Origin of the sequence: Bacteroides caecigallinarum, assembly GCF_016902295.1 — a bacterium.
Taxonomy (GTDB): Bacteria; Bacteroidota; Bacteroidia; order Bacteroidales; family Bacteroidaceae; genus Phocaeicola; species Phocaeicola caecigallinarum_A.
This window is the reverse complement of the sequence record NZ_JACJLQ010000053.1, coordinates 1-15,171: the sequence shown is the minus strand read 5'-3', so window position 1 is coordinate 15,171 and position 15,171 is coordinate 1. Positions and strand designations below refer to the sequence as shown.

The window sequence follows — 15,171 nt, the reverse complement described above, 5'->3', positions numbered from 1 at the left end:
CCGACAACAATATGCTGCCGGTAAATATTTTATTGCCTTTATTCATATGAATATACCAATGGAAGCCTTTGGAATCATTCTACCGTAAATCATTTTAGAGGAAAGATAAGTGACAATATGAAGTGACCGAAAGCACATGCGGGATACCGGACTCCGACTTTGCAAATTAAAAAGCATACACTCTTTTGCATCAAATCATACGACCTTCTCAACCAAAACTAACTGTCTTTTGAGCCAAAACTAACTATCTTTTGAGAAGGGGCATGCAATGATTGGAGAAGGGTATTCAATGCGCTTGCGACTGACTGGAAAACCGTTCACAGGAAGAAGCTTTCAGGAAGAAAACGGAATGCGTCAATTTATCCAACAATCACAATTACTAAAAATCCACTTAGTACACGAATAGGAACAAATAGATACAATATAGGCATTTTAACCCAAAAACGACATTAAAAAATATGTGACGCAGCGAAAAACTGTAGTTCAAAAGGCATTTTTTTAGCCGCTATGAAGCGAAATTTCACAAAAATTTTCTTTATCTTTGCTTGGACGATTTCATTAAACGAATAATGAAGACGCCATACCTTTGTTTTACGAAATAATAAAATTGAATGAAAAAATACCTGTATCTCAATTCAAGGGATGAGTTTTACAAAGTAGACATTTCGAAAATAGTCTATTTTGAGGCAGACGGCAATTACACGAATTTCGTCCTTTGCAACAAGCTGAAAGGCGTTGTCTTAATGAACCTTTCACAGATGCGAACTATGCTGAGCGAAAGTCTGAAAGAAGAGGCGTCCATCTTCGCGCGCATCGGCAAACGGTTTATTATCAACCTCAACTACGTGTACCACATTGAAGTGCTGCGCCAAAAGTTGACGTTAAGTGACGGGGAAGTATTCGCCTACCAACTGCCTATTTCGAAAGAAGCCTTAAAGAAACTGAAGGACTTATATGTGACATCCATCACAGGAAAAAAATCCGCATCCCAAAAACATACCGAGAACTAATAAAAACTACACCATATGACAGACGCATTAAAAGGAAAGACCATCCTCATCGGGAAAGAACCGGGACAAGGCCGATTATTGATAGCCATAAAAGGAATGCCTAAAATCGCTACGTTAGGGCAAATAAGTTCAGTACCCAACAGCGTGAGCCGATGCAAGCCGGCAGAAGGTGTCGCGCATTGTCAAATTGAAGTGGACCAAGCTGGCAACATGACTCTGACCAATCTGAAAGCGCAGAATGTGACATTTGTGAATGGAACGGAGATTATGTCGAAACGCATTGATACGGCCAGTGCCATTACTTTGGGCAAGGACCGATTTGGCATTAATGTAACGGAAATAATAAACACTGCCCAGAAAATCCTAACCGTCGGCGGAGGTGGTGTTGGTGAAAACATTGGAACCGGAAGCGGACCATACTCCATTAAACATTTAAAGAATGTATGGGATGACTACAGCGGTAGCCTGAAACAGATAAAAATCCGCCAAAAAAACATCGGGCTTTTGGCAAGTATTCCCATCGCTTTTTCCATGTTGGGCGGTCTTATAGCAGGTGTAGCTCCCGAAATACGTTCTTTCGCACTGGTATTTACCGGAATAGCGCTCGTTGTGATGCTTATAGGCTTTTACAAACGCTTCACGGACAAATCCATTGAAGAGACGGAGCAACTGAACGAGAAGTTCCAGGACCGGTACGTATGCCCCAACCCGAAATGCCACCACTTCTTAGGCAACCAACCCTACAACATCTTAAGGCAAAACAAAAATTGTCCGTATTGCAAATGTCAATGGACGGAGGAATAGTTTTATGCATTTACCGAATGACACGCTCCTACAAGGAGGGAAATACAAAATCAAAAAGGTGCTTGGTCAAGGATCATTTGGCATTACCTATTTAGCCACTTCTAAATTTAAAAGCCAAGGTGCATTAGGCGAGATAGAAGTGGAAGCCCAAGTTGCCATCAAAGAATTTTTCATGGCCGACATCAACAACCGTAATGCCAATGGTAGTTCAGTAGACGGCACATCGGGCAGCATTTGCGCCAACTACAAGCGGAAATTCCGAAAGGAAGCCGAAAATCTGGCAAAACTTTCACATCCTAATATAGTGAAAGTATACGATGTATTTGATGAGAATCAAACCTCCTATTACGTGATGGAGTATGTAGAAGGCAACAATTTAGACAATTACATCGCACAGCATGGGAAAATATCCGAAGAAAAGGCCATCGGAATCACCCGTGAAATAGGCGAAGCACTTTCTTACATGCACGACCATAAAATGCTGCATCTGGATGTGAAGCCTAAAAATGTAATGTGCCGGGCGAACGGACACTATTGCTTAATAGATTTCGGGCTTTCCAAACAGTTTACCGACAACGGCGAACCGGAGTCAAGTACCACCATCGGTCTTGGCACTCCTGGCTATGCCCCTATAGAACAAGCACATTTCAAGAAATACGGCACATTCCCCGCCACACTTGACGTGTATGCATTGGGTGCCACACTGTTCAAAATGCTGACTGGCAAACGACCTCCGGAAGCAACCGCTATTCTCAACGAAGGATTCCCTGCCACAGCCTTGGAAAAGGAAAACGTACATGCGGCAAGCATCCATGCGATAGAAAGCGCAATGGCGCCTATCTGCAAACATCGCATACAGTCTGTTCGCCAATTTTTAGAAGAGCTTCATGCCAATACAGTACAGGATAACACCACGAATGACGAACAAACATCTTTCAACGATGTTGTTCCTGTTGATGTACAAAAGCCTAAGGAAGTGCAAAGTCTGAAAACATGCATAGCCTTACAGTTCACCAACCTTCTGAATTTTAAAGGAAACGCAACCCGTGCCGAATTTTGGACAGCCTTTTTCATATCCATCCCCATTTGGATAATCGGCTTTATATTAGATGTTCTTCTATTTGTCGGGATTTCTTCTACGAATTATAACAAAAGTGAGTTCCTATGCGTTTTCTTAGGTTGTATATGGGCTTTGTTACCAATTCTTGCTGTCGCTCTTCGCCGATTGAACGATATTGGACTAAGCAAAAATATATTATGGATAACCTGCTCACCTTTAATCTTTGCTTTATTATATACAATTACCAATAACTTAAACTACGATAGAGCAGCCAATGAGTTCTTTGGAAATTCTATCGTTTCAACAGTCCCAGCTTTATTCTCACTACTCGCCTACAGCCTGCCTTCAAATTTAAAAAGGACAAAACAGGAAAACTATACTGCAACATTGAATAAAATAGGGTTGATTAAGGACAACAAGAATAAATCCGTTGGTCTGACAATAAATTTATTGTTCATAGGCATTTCGCTTTTCTCTTTAGGAATCGCTTTTTCAGAAATTTCAAAATGGGGCATTTCAAGTTTAATAACTTCAGCATGTATGTTGCTAACGTTATTCTTCGCTGTGAGAATGATAATGGGTAAACCTGCCTATAAAATCTTACCAATCTTCCTTCTGCTTATTGTCGCTTTTATTCAGAATATCGTAGGTAATGGAAACGACTTCCAGACATACGTGTTTATTATACTCTATTATTGGCTCTTTATCCTGTGCTCCAATTTTAAAATTGGCACTGTGGTTTCCAAATCTTTCTTGCGACTTAGAGACTTGCACCCAATCGTACAATGTGCACTTATTCTATCTACGGTTATGTTGCTGATAGCCTTGCCCTGTGTTTTCAGCAATGTACACTTAGAGTATTATTGCCGTGGTTTCGGAGAACTGTTAGTCATAACATATAGCTTATATCTGATATGGAGAAACCGTAAAATGGGACTCATACTTCCAGCATTCGTACTCTTTGTCGGCTATTGGTTTGAAATATTCGAGAATAATGATAATATGTATAATTGGATTGTAGAGCAAAGTATCACTGCTGTATATTTGTCTCTATTATTGTTGTTTGTTTTTGTAAAGAGGAAAGGTAAATCCGCATGGGCGTACATGAAATAGAGATACGCCAATCTGCGGCAATGATACTATTAATACAATTTTATAGTTTAATCGTATTATATGAGCATTTCATGTACCAATCCCGCCATTACATACAGGATACCTGAAAAGATTTTGAGATAAGCGAGGAGAAAGTTACTTTTGCATCAGAATAACAAACTAAAAAACAATATATTATGGAAAAGAAAGAGCGTAAAATCAAGGAAAATGTAGCGACAGGAGCTAGCTCTGTCGCAGGCGCAGCCGTAGGTGTGGTAGGAGCTAATGTAATTGCACAAGAAGTTAATGCGGCAGAAGTGACGAACCAGGAAACCATCACAACGCCATCTGCAAATGATGAATTTGTGGCCGAACCCGTTCATCAGCAAGAAAACCAGCATGAACCGGCCCAGCCGGAACCTTCATCCACTCCGGAAGATACTCAAGTGGAAGTACTCAGTTACGAGACTGTCACCAACGAGGACGGCAGCCAGGCAAACTTGGCCGTAGTTGCAGTGGACGGGCAACCGGTTATTATCGGTGATTTGGATGGAGATAACGTGGCCGACGTAATGGCTTCCGACCTCAACCTGAACGGGGAGATTGAAGAGAATGAAATGATTGACGTATCGAACGAAAACATTGCAATGAGTCCTTTCCAACAAGAAGCGACAAGTATGGATAACGACATGTACCTGGCTTCGCACGACACTCCGGATTACGTCAATGACGCCAATGTAGACGCCTATATGGCCTGAAAGAATAACGAAAACATGTATTACCCTCAAAAATGAACAATCATGAAAACCGAAGATACCATTTACGACACTCATGAAGCAACAACGCTTGACGGAACACAGAACAACGGACAAGGAGTGAAAGCCGAGAACACAGCCAAGAGAAACGGGATTTGGAAAGAAGTAGCCATCGGAGCCGGAACTGGCATATTGTTCGGCTCGGCAGCCACCTTCTTCACCAGTGCGGCAGAGGGCAAGGACGAACCGCAACACCCGCAAGTGGACGAGCACATCCCCGTAGCTACTTGCGTAGATGACAACATGTCCTTCTCACAAGCCTTTGCCGCAGCACGCGCCGAAGTAGGACCGGGAGGCGCCTTCGAATGGCACGGCAATCTGTACAATACTTATACGGCTGAAGAGTGGAACCAACTCTCCGCCGAAGAACGGGCTGAATTCGATTCACACTTTGACTGGGCTGCTTCGACGAATTCCGATTCCGGTGATTCTATTCAGGCTGACGTGGACATGGCCAGCAAAGACATTGCGGTCGCAACCTGTGTGGACGATGACATGTCCTTCTCACAAGCGTTTGCAGCCGCACGCGCCGAAGTCGGTTCGGGAGGCGTATTCCAATGGCACGGAAACCTGTACAACACCTTTACGGCGGAAGAATGGAACCAGATGTCAGCCGGTGAACGTGCTAACTTCAGCTCCGAACTGGCATCCACCCCTATTCCATCCACTCCGTCCCATCATACGTCAAACAGCCATAACGCAGGCTACACCCCGCAACAACCGCAGGATGACTCAGAGCTGGAAGTAATCCATAGCGAGACCGTCACCTGTGAGGATGGAAGTTTGATGGACGTAGCCATCGTAAACGTGGATGGACAAGAAGCCATCTTAGTAGACTTCAACCGAGACGGCATCATTGACGCAATGGCCATGGATTTGAACGCAAACGGACATTTGGACGATGATGAAATAATTGATGTTTCTCAAGAAAATATAGCCATGGTGACACCCAACAATCCTCCTACAGATGATCCCCAGGCAACTGTTCTCTCTTACGAAACGGTAACTACCGCAGACGGCAGCCAAATGGACGTTGCAATAATGAATATAGAAGGACAAGACGCAATCTTAATAGACGCAGACATAGACGGAAGAGCTGACTACATCGCTATGGACATTAATGGAAACAACCAACTGGACGAAGGAGAGATTACCGACATTTCCCAAGAGAACATTGCTATGCAACCGTTCCAAGAAGCAGCCGACATGAACCAGAACAACTACTTAGCCATGGGAGACGAAGGTCCCGACTATCTGAACGGAGCAAATACAGGCGAGGCATGATTTAATTAAGCGAAACGATTATGAAAAAGATCAGACTATTAATAAGTATGGCGTGCATAGGGGTCAGTACCCTAATTGCAACAGCCCACGACTTCACGGCTACGATTGACGGCCAAAAGATATACTTCAACATCACCAGCAAAGCCCGTCAGACAGCCGAAGTGACTTACAAAGGAAGCATAGCCGACGTACGTATTCCTGAAACGGAAGGCATACTGGAAATACCGGCAAAGGTAAAACACGGGAAAGTGGTATATAGCGTTACCAAAATCGGACCGAAAGCGTTTAGCGGAGCGACGGAACTGACCGGCGTGATACTGCCTTCATCGGTCAAGGAAATCGGTGACTTCGCTTTCGAAGGATGTACCGCACTCAGCAAGGTGATATTCCCCAGTGGAGACGTGAAGATGGGACAAGGCACTTTCTTCAAATGTTCGGCCTTAAAAGACCTTTCGTTCGGAAGCGACTGGGAAACACTGAATCTGGCTCCCTACCGTTGGAGTGACTCTCTGCATATCGTCAACATCCCCGCTAAAGTAGAGAAAGTGATGAACCTCAAATCCATCGCAAGTCTTCGCGAAGTGAATGTGGATGCAAACAACGCCAAGTTTTCCGCTTACAAAGGAGCGCTCTACAATAAAGACTATACTATATTATATGGTGTACCCCGCTCCTACAAAGGAACGCTGAAGATAAAAGAAGGCACAACGGACATTACACAAGGGGCTTTGATAGACTGTCCGGACATAACACTCATAGACATACCGGCTTCCCTTCAGGTTCTATCTTTCAGAGAAACCTCCCGCATGTCTGATTTGGAAGAAATTGTATTCAGAGGAGAAACTCCCTTGACCACTGCCTACAACAACGGACAAGCCTGCTTCCTGCTGCAAGTGGCAAATCCTTCTGTCAAAATAAACGTGCCCAAAGACGCAAAGAAAGAATATGCCAAACAGTTGGTCGTCACTCCGGGTGAATATACCGAATCAGCGCAAACCGGCAGCATTCCTTACATGGTAGAAGCCGCCTCGCTGCCTCAAGCTAAAAACATTAAAGGACTCAAAAATTTCAACGATTATGATTAAGAGCAGCCTTATTACACTTTTGGTTATAGCTGCGGCAAGCTTTGTAATGCCCAGCACAACCTCTGCGCAAAACGTCTCCAAGGCGGACTCCACGTTGACAGCTCTTCGTCTCAACGAACTAAAGAACCGCCAAGCAGACATTCAGAGAAAGATTGAAATAGAGGATCGCAAAAGAAATCAGTCAATCGAAGGCGTATCCTTAGAGAGCATGGAAAAAATGAATTTGGTCCAAGACTCCATTTGTTTGGAACTGCGCTCCCAGTTGGTGGAAATTGAACTGGAAATAGCCGAACTGACTCCTAGCAAACTTCCCGCACAGTTCATCCAGCAATACAACCGCTTGCGCCAGTCGCAAGGCAACCGGCCGGAGAAGAAATAATATAAAAATATGTCAATGTGCTAATGGACCTATTTATCAATGTCCAGCTGCATGAATACATATTGGCGCTAACTCGACATTATCAGTACATTGGCCTATTGGCACATTAAATCATCATCTAACTCTTAATACTTAGCATTATGAATACCGAAGATACAGTTTACGACAGCAACGAAAAAACCCAGTTTGACGAAACGATGTCCTCCGACAAACAGAAAGAGACTCAGACAAAGGAGAAGGAGACACCCCAAACTAAGACCAAAGGAGGTATGTGGAAGAAGGTTGCGGTAAGCGGTGGTGTAGGCATCCTGTTCGGGGCTGCTTCCACACTCTTTACCGGCGCTGCAAATCCTGATGAAGCTGTCGCGCCACACACGACTCCACCCTCTCCTACTCCCGAACCGGAACCTACTCCCATCGTAGACGAAAACATCTCAATGGCTACCTGTGTAGATGATGACATGTCATTCTCACAAGCCTTTGCCGCCGCACGGGCGGAAGTAGGACCGGGTGGCGTATTCGAGTGGCACGGCAATCTGTACAACACCTACACGGCAGAAGAGTGGGACAACATGACCGCTGAAGAACAAGGGGATTACAATGAGCATTTCGCATGGACCGCCAATTCAGCATCCGCTGATGACTCTTCCGAAATAACGGGAACCGTAGAAACCGGGCAGGCACAGTACACAAGCCATACCCAACCGGAAGATGAAGTACAGGCTTATGCCACGGACGAGTCCATGGGGGGCGGACAGGACGACGAAGTGGAAGTACTGGGCGTGGTTCATGACGACGATTACGAAGCAAACATCGGTGTGGTATCGGTGGAAGGACAAGACGTTGTTCTCATTGACGTAGACGAAGACCAGGTTTTCGACTTCATGGCCACGGACACGAACTCTGACGGAGAAATCACCGACGATGAGATTATCGACATCACCGACCAGAACCTGACTGTCGACGACTTAGGCGGTTTCACCGGCCCCGACCCTAACGCCAACCTGTATGCCTCGACTGACGAACCCGATTACATAAACTATAACGACAACAATGTATATGAAGGCTAAAATCGTCTTTACGCTCACCCTGTTCCTACTGGGGCTTTGCTCCATGGCTTCGGCCAAGGTGTATCTGGTCTCGGTAGGCATATCAGACTATCCGGGAACCAAACAAGATTTGAAGTTGCCGGTCAATGATGCCAAGACCATATCCTGGCTATACAGCAAGAACAGCAATGCCATATACAAGCAACTGCTCAACCAACAGGCCACTGCCGCCAACATCCTGAAAGCGTTGCAAGAAACTTTCAAGAAAGCCGGCACCAACGACATTGTGGTATTTTTCTTCAGCGGACATGGCTACCCCGGAGGCTTTTCCGCCTACGACAAACTGTTGAGTTACGACAAGGTGCGTAAAGCCATGGCGAAAAGCAAATGCAAGAACAAGATGATATTTGCGGACGCCTGCTATGCCGGAAAAATCCGGACTCCTGGAAAAAATTCCGGCAATGCCATTGCGGCAGCCCAAAAAGCCAATGTCATGCTGTTCCTTTCATCCCGAAGCGACGAAGTATCCATTGAACGGCGCGACATGGAGAACGGTTTCTTTACTACCTACCTTCAGCGGGGACTGCGGGGAGGAGCAGACACCAACAGAGACCGCATCATAACGGCCAAAGAACTTTTTAATTATGTACATGCGGGCGTGGTGAAATTATCCGGAGACGAACAGCATCCGGTAATGTGGGGAAAGTTCTCCGACCACATGCCTGTAATGGTTTGGTAAATAATATATTATAATAAATGGGAATTTAACTGGCACACAGATGACACAGATTAAACAAGATGACCACAGATTTGGATTTAATAAAGAATTAATGTAATCAACTCCCCTCCTCCTGGAAGGAGGAGAATTGAATTACCATCAGTGTGCCATCCAAACAGCCCGATAAATTATCATTTAACGTTGTACACTCACTTAAAAACAGAAACATATGAATGAGATTTTAAAAATAGGTTGTCCGGTTTGCGGAAGTGTCCTTTCAGTGAAGAACCAACCGGGAATCGAATCCAAGTCTGTGACTTGCCCCATCTGCAAAAACAAGTCGCCTTTTTCCGCTTTCAAGAGAATCGTAAACAAGGAGGAGAAAACCGAATACCCGGACAAAGAGAAAACTTCCTATTCGGAAGAAACTCAAGTCAATGGAGGACCAAACTATACGCTGGGTAAGTTGCTCGTCCCGTCCTTACATCTTTCTTTCCAACTGAAACCCGGAAAGAACATCATCGGACGCAAGGCGTCGGCTTCATCAGCCACTTGTCAAATACCTTGCGAGACGAAACGTATGAGCCGGGAACATCTGGTGATTGAAATCAAAAAAATTCCGGGGAAAGGCTTCGTACATTGCGCCTCTCTGTACAAAGAAAAAGTGAACGCCACTTTCATCGGACAGAACAAACTGGAGTTTGGTGATTGCATCGTCTTGAACCATCGTGACATCATCCGCCTGCCCGACGTAGAAGCACGTTTCGAAATTCCCGATGAAGAAGGGACGGATATATAAATAGGAATTTAGCAGCCCCTCCCCATCCCTCCCCCGAAGGGAGGGGGCTAAAATTATCATTCAACTTAAAACAGCATTATTATGAAATATAAACTGAAAGTATATACGATTTGGGAATACGGGCAACGGAAAGACGCCGAAGGTAATCCCCACCAGGAAGATTGTACATTCCCGCTTCCGAACAGTATCAAGGATACAGACCGCACGTTTATCCTTTGCGATGGAATGGGAGGTCACGATGCCGGCGAAGTGGCCAGTGCCACCGTATGCGAAGCCATGGGGCAGTCTATTCAGAACTCACAACTTAACGCGGAAGGAAATTTCACCGATGAAATGTTCCGAAAAGCCCTTACCGATGCTTTTGACGCCTTAGATGAAAAAGACACGGAAGCCGCCAAGAAGATGGGCACCACCATGACATTCTTAAAGCTCCACAAAAACGGATGCACCATTGCCCACATGGGCGATAGCCGTGTGTACCACATCCGCCCTGGAAAAACGGCAGCCGACACCCGCATCCTCTTCCAAACCAAAGACCACTCGCTGGTCAATGACCTGATAGCCATCGGTGAGCTGACCGAGGAAGAAGCCAAGCACTCGCGCCAGAAGAACGTCATCACCCGTGCCATGCAACCCCATATGGAACATCGTCCCAAAGCCGACATGTACCACAGTACGGACATCCGTCCGGGCGATTATTTCTACCTCTGTTCCGATGGCATGCTGGAGAACATGGAAAGCCCGCAAATCTGCTACAACTTTTCCGATGCCGCCGGCACAGATGAAGAAAAAGTGAAACGGCTGACTCAAGCCACCTCCGAGAACCGGGACAACCACACTGCCATCATCGTACACATTCTGGAAGTCACCGACCCTGTGGAGGAACGGAAACCAGCACCGGCTCAAGCTCCGTCAGCCCCTACCCCCATCATGGCTGAAGTGCACGATGAAACAGAAGAGGAAGAAGAGGGAGGGGGAAAAGACGGGAAACCGGTTCAAATTCCACAAACAACCAACCGGAAGGGCAGTCTATCCCGATACCTACTCATCGCACTGGTCACACTCATCGTAGCATTCGCCATCGCCCTCTATTTTCTAGTCTTCGCCAAAGGAGCGGATAAAGACAAGGCGGGGAAAAAAGAACCCGCACGGACGGAACAGAAGGTGGATGACAAGCAGGGAGAAAATGTACCTCCCGCCAATCCACAACCGCCGAAAAAACAACAAGTGGAACAAACCCCACCAGCCGAAACTTCTCTGAACCAGCAGACGGTTAATGCCAATGAAGCAGTAGTTCAAGAGGCAATAAATCATGCGGAACCATCCGACCCCGACAATGAAGAGGAAGAAATCGTAGAAAGTGATGAAGATAAGATAGAAAACATGACCGACAAAAAAGCCAACGAATAAAACAGAACCATGGAACTCACCTCCTTACAAAATGGGCGATATCAGATAAAAAGTATCTTAGGACAGGGCGGTTTCGGCATCACTTACCGGGCCGTCCAAACTTCCTTGGGGCGCACCGTAGCCATCAAGGAATTTTTCATGAAGGACTATTGCGAACGGGCGGAAGACTCTACCCATGTCACCATGGGTACCCAAAGCAGCCGGGAAATGGTGCAACGCTACCGGGACAAGTTCGAGAAAGAAGCATGCACCTTGGCCAGACTGAAACATCCCCACATCGTCCCCGTCATTGACGTGTTTCAAGAGAACAACACCTCCTACTACGTCATGGAATATGCCGAAGGAGCCTCGTTGAAGCAACAGGTAGACCAAGAAGGTCCATTGTCCGAAGCACGGGCGGTGAATTACATCCTTCAGGTAGCCGATGCCTTGCGCTATCTTCACGGGCAACACATCTGCCATCTGGACATCAAGCCGGCCAATATCCTGACCACGGCTCACGGAGAAGCCATCCTTGCCGACTTTGGCCTTGCCAAACAATACGACGAAGAAGGAGGCGAAACCTCTACCACTCCCGTAGGCAGAAGCAAAGGCTATGCCCCACCCGAGCAATACAGGACGGGAGGTGTCCAATCTTTCTCACCCGAAACAGATGTCTATGCCCTTGGCGCCACCCTCTATTTCCTTTTGACAGGGGAAACGCCTCCTGAGTCGGTACTTTTAAACGAACAAAGTTTAGACGTGACCCTGCTTTCACCTCACATGGCGCAAGTGGTACAAGCGGCTATGCAGCTACGCAGGGCGGATAGGGTGACGTTAGAGGTATTTATAAATATACTAAACAGGAAAGAAAAGGATGCAGAAACAATAATAGACCAACCTACACAAATTAACAACAAGCCCAGGCATTGGACAAAACAAATAAGTATCGGTTTGATTTTAATTGTATTATTAGGAGGTCTTGTATTTTATTCGCTTTCTCAATCGCACCCAACCTCAGATACAGCAGTCTTAACAGCAGCTCAAGATAGTATAGAGATTTTGCCAGCAATATCTGCATCGGATGAAAATATCAATGGGCACTCGAATGCAGAAAGACGCCCCGATAAACCAACTACTCTCGAAGCAACTACTACGACAGAGGAATATAATCAACTAGCAAACCCCAATAGGGTACCACAAATAGCAGATAGCGAAAAAATAAAAATAGAAACTATCAATAAGAAAAGTCCCTTAAAAGTTTTAATAAAAGCAGCAGAACAGGGGAATGCAAAAGCTCAACGTTATTTAGCTATTCGTTATAACAATGGAGACGGTCTATCGAGAAGCCTAGCTAAAGCAGTAGAATGGTTTACAAAAGCTGCTGAAGGAGGTGATTTTTATGCACAACTAGTTTTAGGAGAGTTTTATAAAATTGGAATAGGAGTTACAAAAAACGATAGAATAGCGAAAGAATATTTTGCAAAAGCTGCGAAATCATCCCAAAAGGCGGTAGAACGAGGAAGAGATGCAGAGGCACTATACAGTTTAGGAGTGTGCTATGACAAGGGATATGGAGTAATTAGAGACGAAGCTATAGCCGTAGATTTATATCAAAAAGCTGCAGAGCTAGGAAACACATCCGCAATGAATGAACTGTCCGAGCACTATAGATATGGAGACGGAGTAGAAAAGGATATAACACAGGCAGAATATTGGGAGAATAAAGCTGAAAAGTCAATAGAATAACATTATTTTTTAGTTAGATGAATACCTACAATACACTAAGATCTGGCACCCTCTTACAAGGCAAGTCCTACACCTACACCATCCAGAAGGTGTTAGGCCAAGGCACATTCGGCATCACTTATCTGGCCACAACCCAAGTAAAAGTACACGGCGCGTTAGGTGAACTCGAAACCACCATGCAGGTAGCCGTCAAGGAATTCTTCATGCGCGACATCAACGGGCGTGATGAGAACACCGTGACCACCGGAAGCAAAGGAGATATCTATGCCAATTACAAAAAGAAGTTCGCACGCGAGGCGGAAAACCTGAGCAAGCTGAAACATCCCCACATCGTCAAGGTACTGGAGTATTTCGAGGCGAACAACACCGTCTACTACGCCATGGAATATGTAGAGGGGGGCAATCTGGACAACTACATCAAGCAACATAATGGTTTGCCGGAAGCGGAGTGTGTGAAGTACGCACGCCAGATAGGTTCCGCCCTCTCCTACATGCACGCCCACAAGATGCTGCATCTGGACTTGAAGCCGGGTAACGTCATGTTGCGCAAAAACGGCGACGCCGTGCTTATCGACTTTGGTCTGTCCAAGCAATACGATGAGAACGGAGAACCTGAATCAAGCACCTCAGTAGGAAGCGGCACACCGGGTTACGCCCCCATTGAACAAGCCAACTATCACGAAGGCAAGGATTTTCCCGTTACGATGGATGTATATGCACTCGGCGCTACGATGTTCAAGATGCTGACTGGCGTACGCCCGCCGGAAGCCTCGGTCATACTGAATGAAGGCTTCCCCGCTTATGAACTCCAAAAACATCATGTCAGCAACACGTTGATGGCGCAGATAGCCAAAGCGATGGCGGACAAAAAGAAAGACAGGCCTCAAAGCGTCGATGCCTTCCTGCAAGGACTCGGAGGTAAAATTCCCCCAAGAAAGGAAGAGGAGGAAAAGACGGATTATAAAAAAGAAAAGCCCGTCAAGAAAAAGGAGGTTAAACCCACAGTCATCACGGATGATAAAGAGACAAATAAAACAACCGCGAAGTATGACAAGTATATCATTATCGGGCTTTTGATTGTAATCTGTGTAATCGGAGCGTTTCTGCTCATGAATCGGAATGACGGAAGCAGGGAATACACGCCTTATGAAGACGCAGCTATAACTGCACCTGCAGAAGAGAAGGAAGAGTACGTAACATCACCTGTAGAAGAAGATTATGGAGAGGCATACGCCGATACTGCGGCCGTGGTCATGGACTCTGTAGCAGTATGGTAAAAAAACAGGCTGAAAATGGAAGCGAATACACTAAAATCCGGCACCCTTCTACAAGGCAAGTCCTACATCTACACCATCCGGAAGGTATTAGGCCAAGGCACGTTCGGCATCACTTACTTGGCTACAACGAAGGTAAAAGTCGCCGGAGCCTTGGGTTCACTTGAAACGACGATGCAGGTCGCCATCAAAGAGTTTTTTATGCGCGACATCAACGGACGCGAAGAGAATACGGTGACTACCGGAAGCCAGGGAGGCGTTTATGCCAACTATAAGAAGAAGTTTGCCCGCGAGGCGGAGAACTTGAGCAAACTCGACCATCCGCACATCGTCAAGGTGCTGGAATACTTCGAGGCGAACAACACCGTCTACTACGCCATGGAGTATGTGGAAGGAGGAAACTTAGACGCTTACATCACGCAACACAACGGCTTACCGGAAGCGGAATGCGTGAAGTACGCCCGTCAGATAGGTTCCGCCCTCTCCTACATGCACGCCCACAAGATGCTGCATTTGGACTTGAAGCCTGGCAACATCATGCTCCGTCCAAACAAGGACGCCGTACTGATAGACTTCGGTCTGTCCAAACAATACAACGAGAACGGAGAACCTGAATCGAGCACCTCAGTAGGAAGCGGCACACCCGGCTATGCCCCTTTGGAAC

At 45.9% G+C, this 15,171-nt stretch carries 15 protein-coding genes; 14 read left to right on the top strand and 1 reads right to left on the bottom strand.

Features of this window, described 5'->3' with window-relative positions; genetic code table 11:
• Window positions 1-611 precede the first annotated feature (611 nt).
• From H6A27_RS13160 to H6A27_RS13145, 4 genes are all read left to right on the top strand, one after another.
• Window positions 612-1,010, top strand: a complete 399-nt coding sequence (locus tag H6A27_RS13160; RefSeq protein ID WP_204509008.1) for a LytR/AlgR family response regulator transcription factor — start codon at window positions 612-614, stop codon at window positions 1,008-1,010.
• 15 nt (window positions 1,011-1,025) lie between these two features.
• Window positions 1,026-1,814 (top strand): FHA domain-containing protein, encoded by a 789-nt coding sequence (locus H6A27_RS13155; protein ID WP_204509007.1) that lies wholly within the window; start codon window positions 1,026-1,028, stop codon window positions 1,812-1,814.
• Between the two features lie 4 nt (window positions 1,815-1,818).
• A complete protein-coding gene (locus H6A27_RS13150) occupies window positions 1,819-3,987 on the top strand; it encodes a protein kinase domain-containing protein (protein ID WP_239469685.1) in 2,169 nt (722 codons plus the stop codon).
• Window positions 3,988-4,238: 251 nt separating this feature from the next.
• Window positions 4,239-4,724, top strand: coding sequence for a hypothetical protein (locus H6A27_RS13145; protein ID WP_204509005.1), 486 nt, complete (start codon window positions 4,239-4,241; stop codon window positions 4,722-4,724).
• A gap of 71 nt (window positions 4,725-4,795) precedes the next feature.
• On the opposite strand, the gene H6A27_RS13140 is transcribed toward H6A27_RS13145, so the two are convergent.
• Window positions 4,796-5,107 carry a hypothetical protein gene (locus H6A27_RS13140; RefSeq protein WP_204509004.1) on the bottom strand — a complete coding sequence of 104 codons (312 nt, stop codon included), beginning with the start codon at window positions 5,105-5,107 and terminating at the stop codon, window positions 4,796-4,798.
• A gap of 169 nt (window positions 5,108-5,276) precedes the next feature.
• Between H6A27_RS13140 and H6A27_RS13135 the strand changes: the two genes are divergently transcribed.
• The 10 genes from H6A27_RS13135 to H6A27_RS13090 form a co-directional block, all read left to right on the top strand.
• Window positions 5,277-6,065: a hypothetical protein gene (locus tag H6A27_RS13135; protein WP_204509003.1), complete on the top strand. Its 789-nt coding sequence runs from the start codon at window positions 5,277-5,279 to the stop codon at window positions 6,063-6,065.
• Between the two features lie 20 nt (window positions 6,066-6,085).
• Window positions 6,086-7,150, top strand: coding sequence for a leucine-rich repeat domain-containing protein (locus tag H6A27_RS13130; protein ID WP_204509002.1), 1,065 nt, complete (start codon window positions 6,086-6,088; stop codon window positions 7,148-7,150).
• Window positions 7,143-7,529 (top strand): hypothetical protein, encoded by a 387-nt coding sequence (locus tag H6A27_RS13125; RefSeq protein ID WP_204509001.1) that lies wholly within the window; start codon window positions 7,143-7,145, stop codon window positions 7,527-7,529. Before H6A27_RS13130 ends, H6A27_RS13125 begins: the two co-directional genes overlap by 8 nt.
• A 140-nt stretch (window positions 7,530-7,669) precedes the next feature.
• Complete coding sequence (locus H6A27_RS13120; protein WP_204509000.1) at window positions 7,670-8,599, top strand: hypothetical protein; 930 nt, start codon at window positions 7,670-7,672, stop codon at window positions 8,597-8,599.
• On the top strand, window positions 8,589-9,317 hold the full coding sequence (locus H6A27_RS13115) for a caspase family protein (RefSeq protein ID WP_235325710.1): 729 nt from the start codon (window positions 8,589-8,591) through the stop codon (window positions 9,315-9,317). The genes H6A27_RS13120 and H6A27_RS13115 overlap by 11 nt, the downstream gene beginning before the upstream one ends.
• 208 nt (window positions 9,318-9,525) lie before the next feature.
• Window positions 9,526-10,095, top strand: a complete 570-nt coding sequence (locus tag H6A27_RS13110; protein ID WP_204508998.1) for an FHA domain-containing protein — start codon at window positions 9,526-9,528, stop codon at window positions 10,093-10,095.
• An 81-nt stretch (window positions 10,096-10,176) separates the two neighbouring features.
• Window positions 10,177-11,505 carry a PP2C family protein-serine/threonine phosphatase gene (locus H6A27_RS13105; RefSeq protein ID WP_204508997.1) on the top strand — a complete coding sequence of 443 codons (1,329 nt, stop codon included), beginning with the start codon at window positions 10,177-10,179 and terminating at the stop codon, window positions 11,503-11,505.
• A 9-nt stretch (window positions 11,506-11,514) separates the two neighbouring features.
• Window positions 11,515-13,233 (top strand): serine/threonine-protein kinase, encoded by a 1,719-nt coding sequence (locus H6A27_RS13100; protein WP_204508996.1) that lies wholly within the window; start codon window positions 11,515-11,517, stop codon window positions 13,231-13,233.
• Between the two features lie 17 nt (window positions 13,234-13,250).
• Window positions 13,251-14,510: a serine/threonine protein kinase gene (locus H6A27_RS13095; RefSeq protein ID WP_204508995.1), complete on the top strand. Its 1,260-nt coding sequence runs from the start codon at window positions 13,251-13,253 to the stop codon at window positions 14,508-14,510.
• A gap of 15 nt (window positions 14,511-14,525) precedes the next feature.
• On the top strand, window positions 14,526-15,171 hold a 646-nt coding region (locus tag H6A27_RS13090), incomplete at its 3' end, for a serine/threonine-protein kinase (protein WP_204508994.1).

Bases quoted from the DNA above. Each gene is read 5' to 3' on its own strand.
- H6A27_RS13160 (WP_204509008.1), top strand. From the start codon at position 612: ATGAAAAAATACCTGTATCTCAATTCAAGGGATGAGTTTTACAAAGTA.
- H6A27_RS13155 (WP_204509007.1), top strand. From the start codon at position 1,026: ATGACAGACGCATTAAAAGGAAAGACCATCCTCATCGGGAAAGAACCG.
- H6A27_RS13150 (WP_239469685.1), top strand. From the start codon at position 1,819: ATGCATTTACCGAATGACACGCTCCTACAAGGAGGGAAATACAAAATC.
- H6A27_RS13135 (WP_204509003.1), top strand. From the start codon at position 5,277: ATGTCCTTCTCACAAGCGTTTGCAGCCGCACGCGCCGAAGTCGGTTCG.
- H6A27_RS13130 (WP_204509002.1), top strand. From the start codon at position 6,086: ATGAAAAAGATCAGACTATTAATAAGTATGGCGTGCATAGGGGTCAGT.
- H6A27_RS13125 (WP_204509001.1), top strand. From the start codon at position 7,143: ATGATTAAGAGCAGCCTTATTACACTTTTGGTTATAGCTGCGGCAAGC.
- H6A27_RS13120 (WP_204509000.1), top strand. From the start codon at position 7,670: ATGAATACCGAAGATACAGTTTACGACAGCAACGAAAAAACCCAGTTT.
- H6A27_RS13115 (WP_235325710.1), top strand. From the start codon at position 8,589: ATGAAGGCTAAAATCGTCTTTACGCTCACCCTGTTCCTACTGGGGCTT.
- H6A27_RS13110 (WP_204508998.1), top strand. From the start codon at position 9,526: ATGAATGAGATTTTAAAAATAGGTTGTCCGGTTTGCGGAAGTGTCCTT.
- H6A27_RS13105 (WP_204508997.1), top strand. From the start codon at position 10,177: ATGAAATATAAACTGAAAGTATATACGATTTGGGAATACGGGCAACGG.
- H6A27_RS13100 (WP_204508996.1), top strand. From the start codon at position 11,515: ATGGAACTCACCTCCTTACAAAATGGGCGATATCAGATAAAAAGTATC.
- H6A27_RS13095 (WP_204508995.1), top strand. From the start codon at position 13,251: ATGAATACCTACAATACACTAAGATCTGGCACCCTCTTACAAGGCAAG.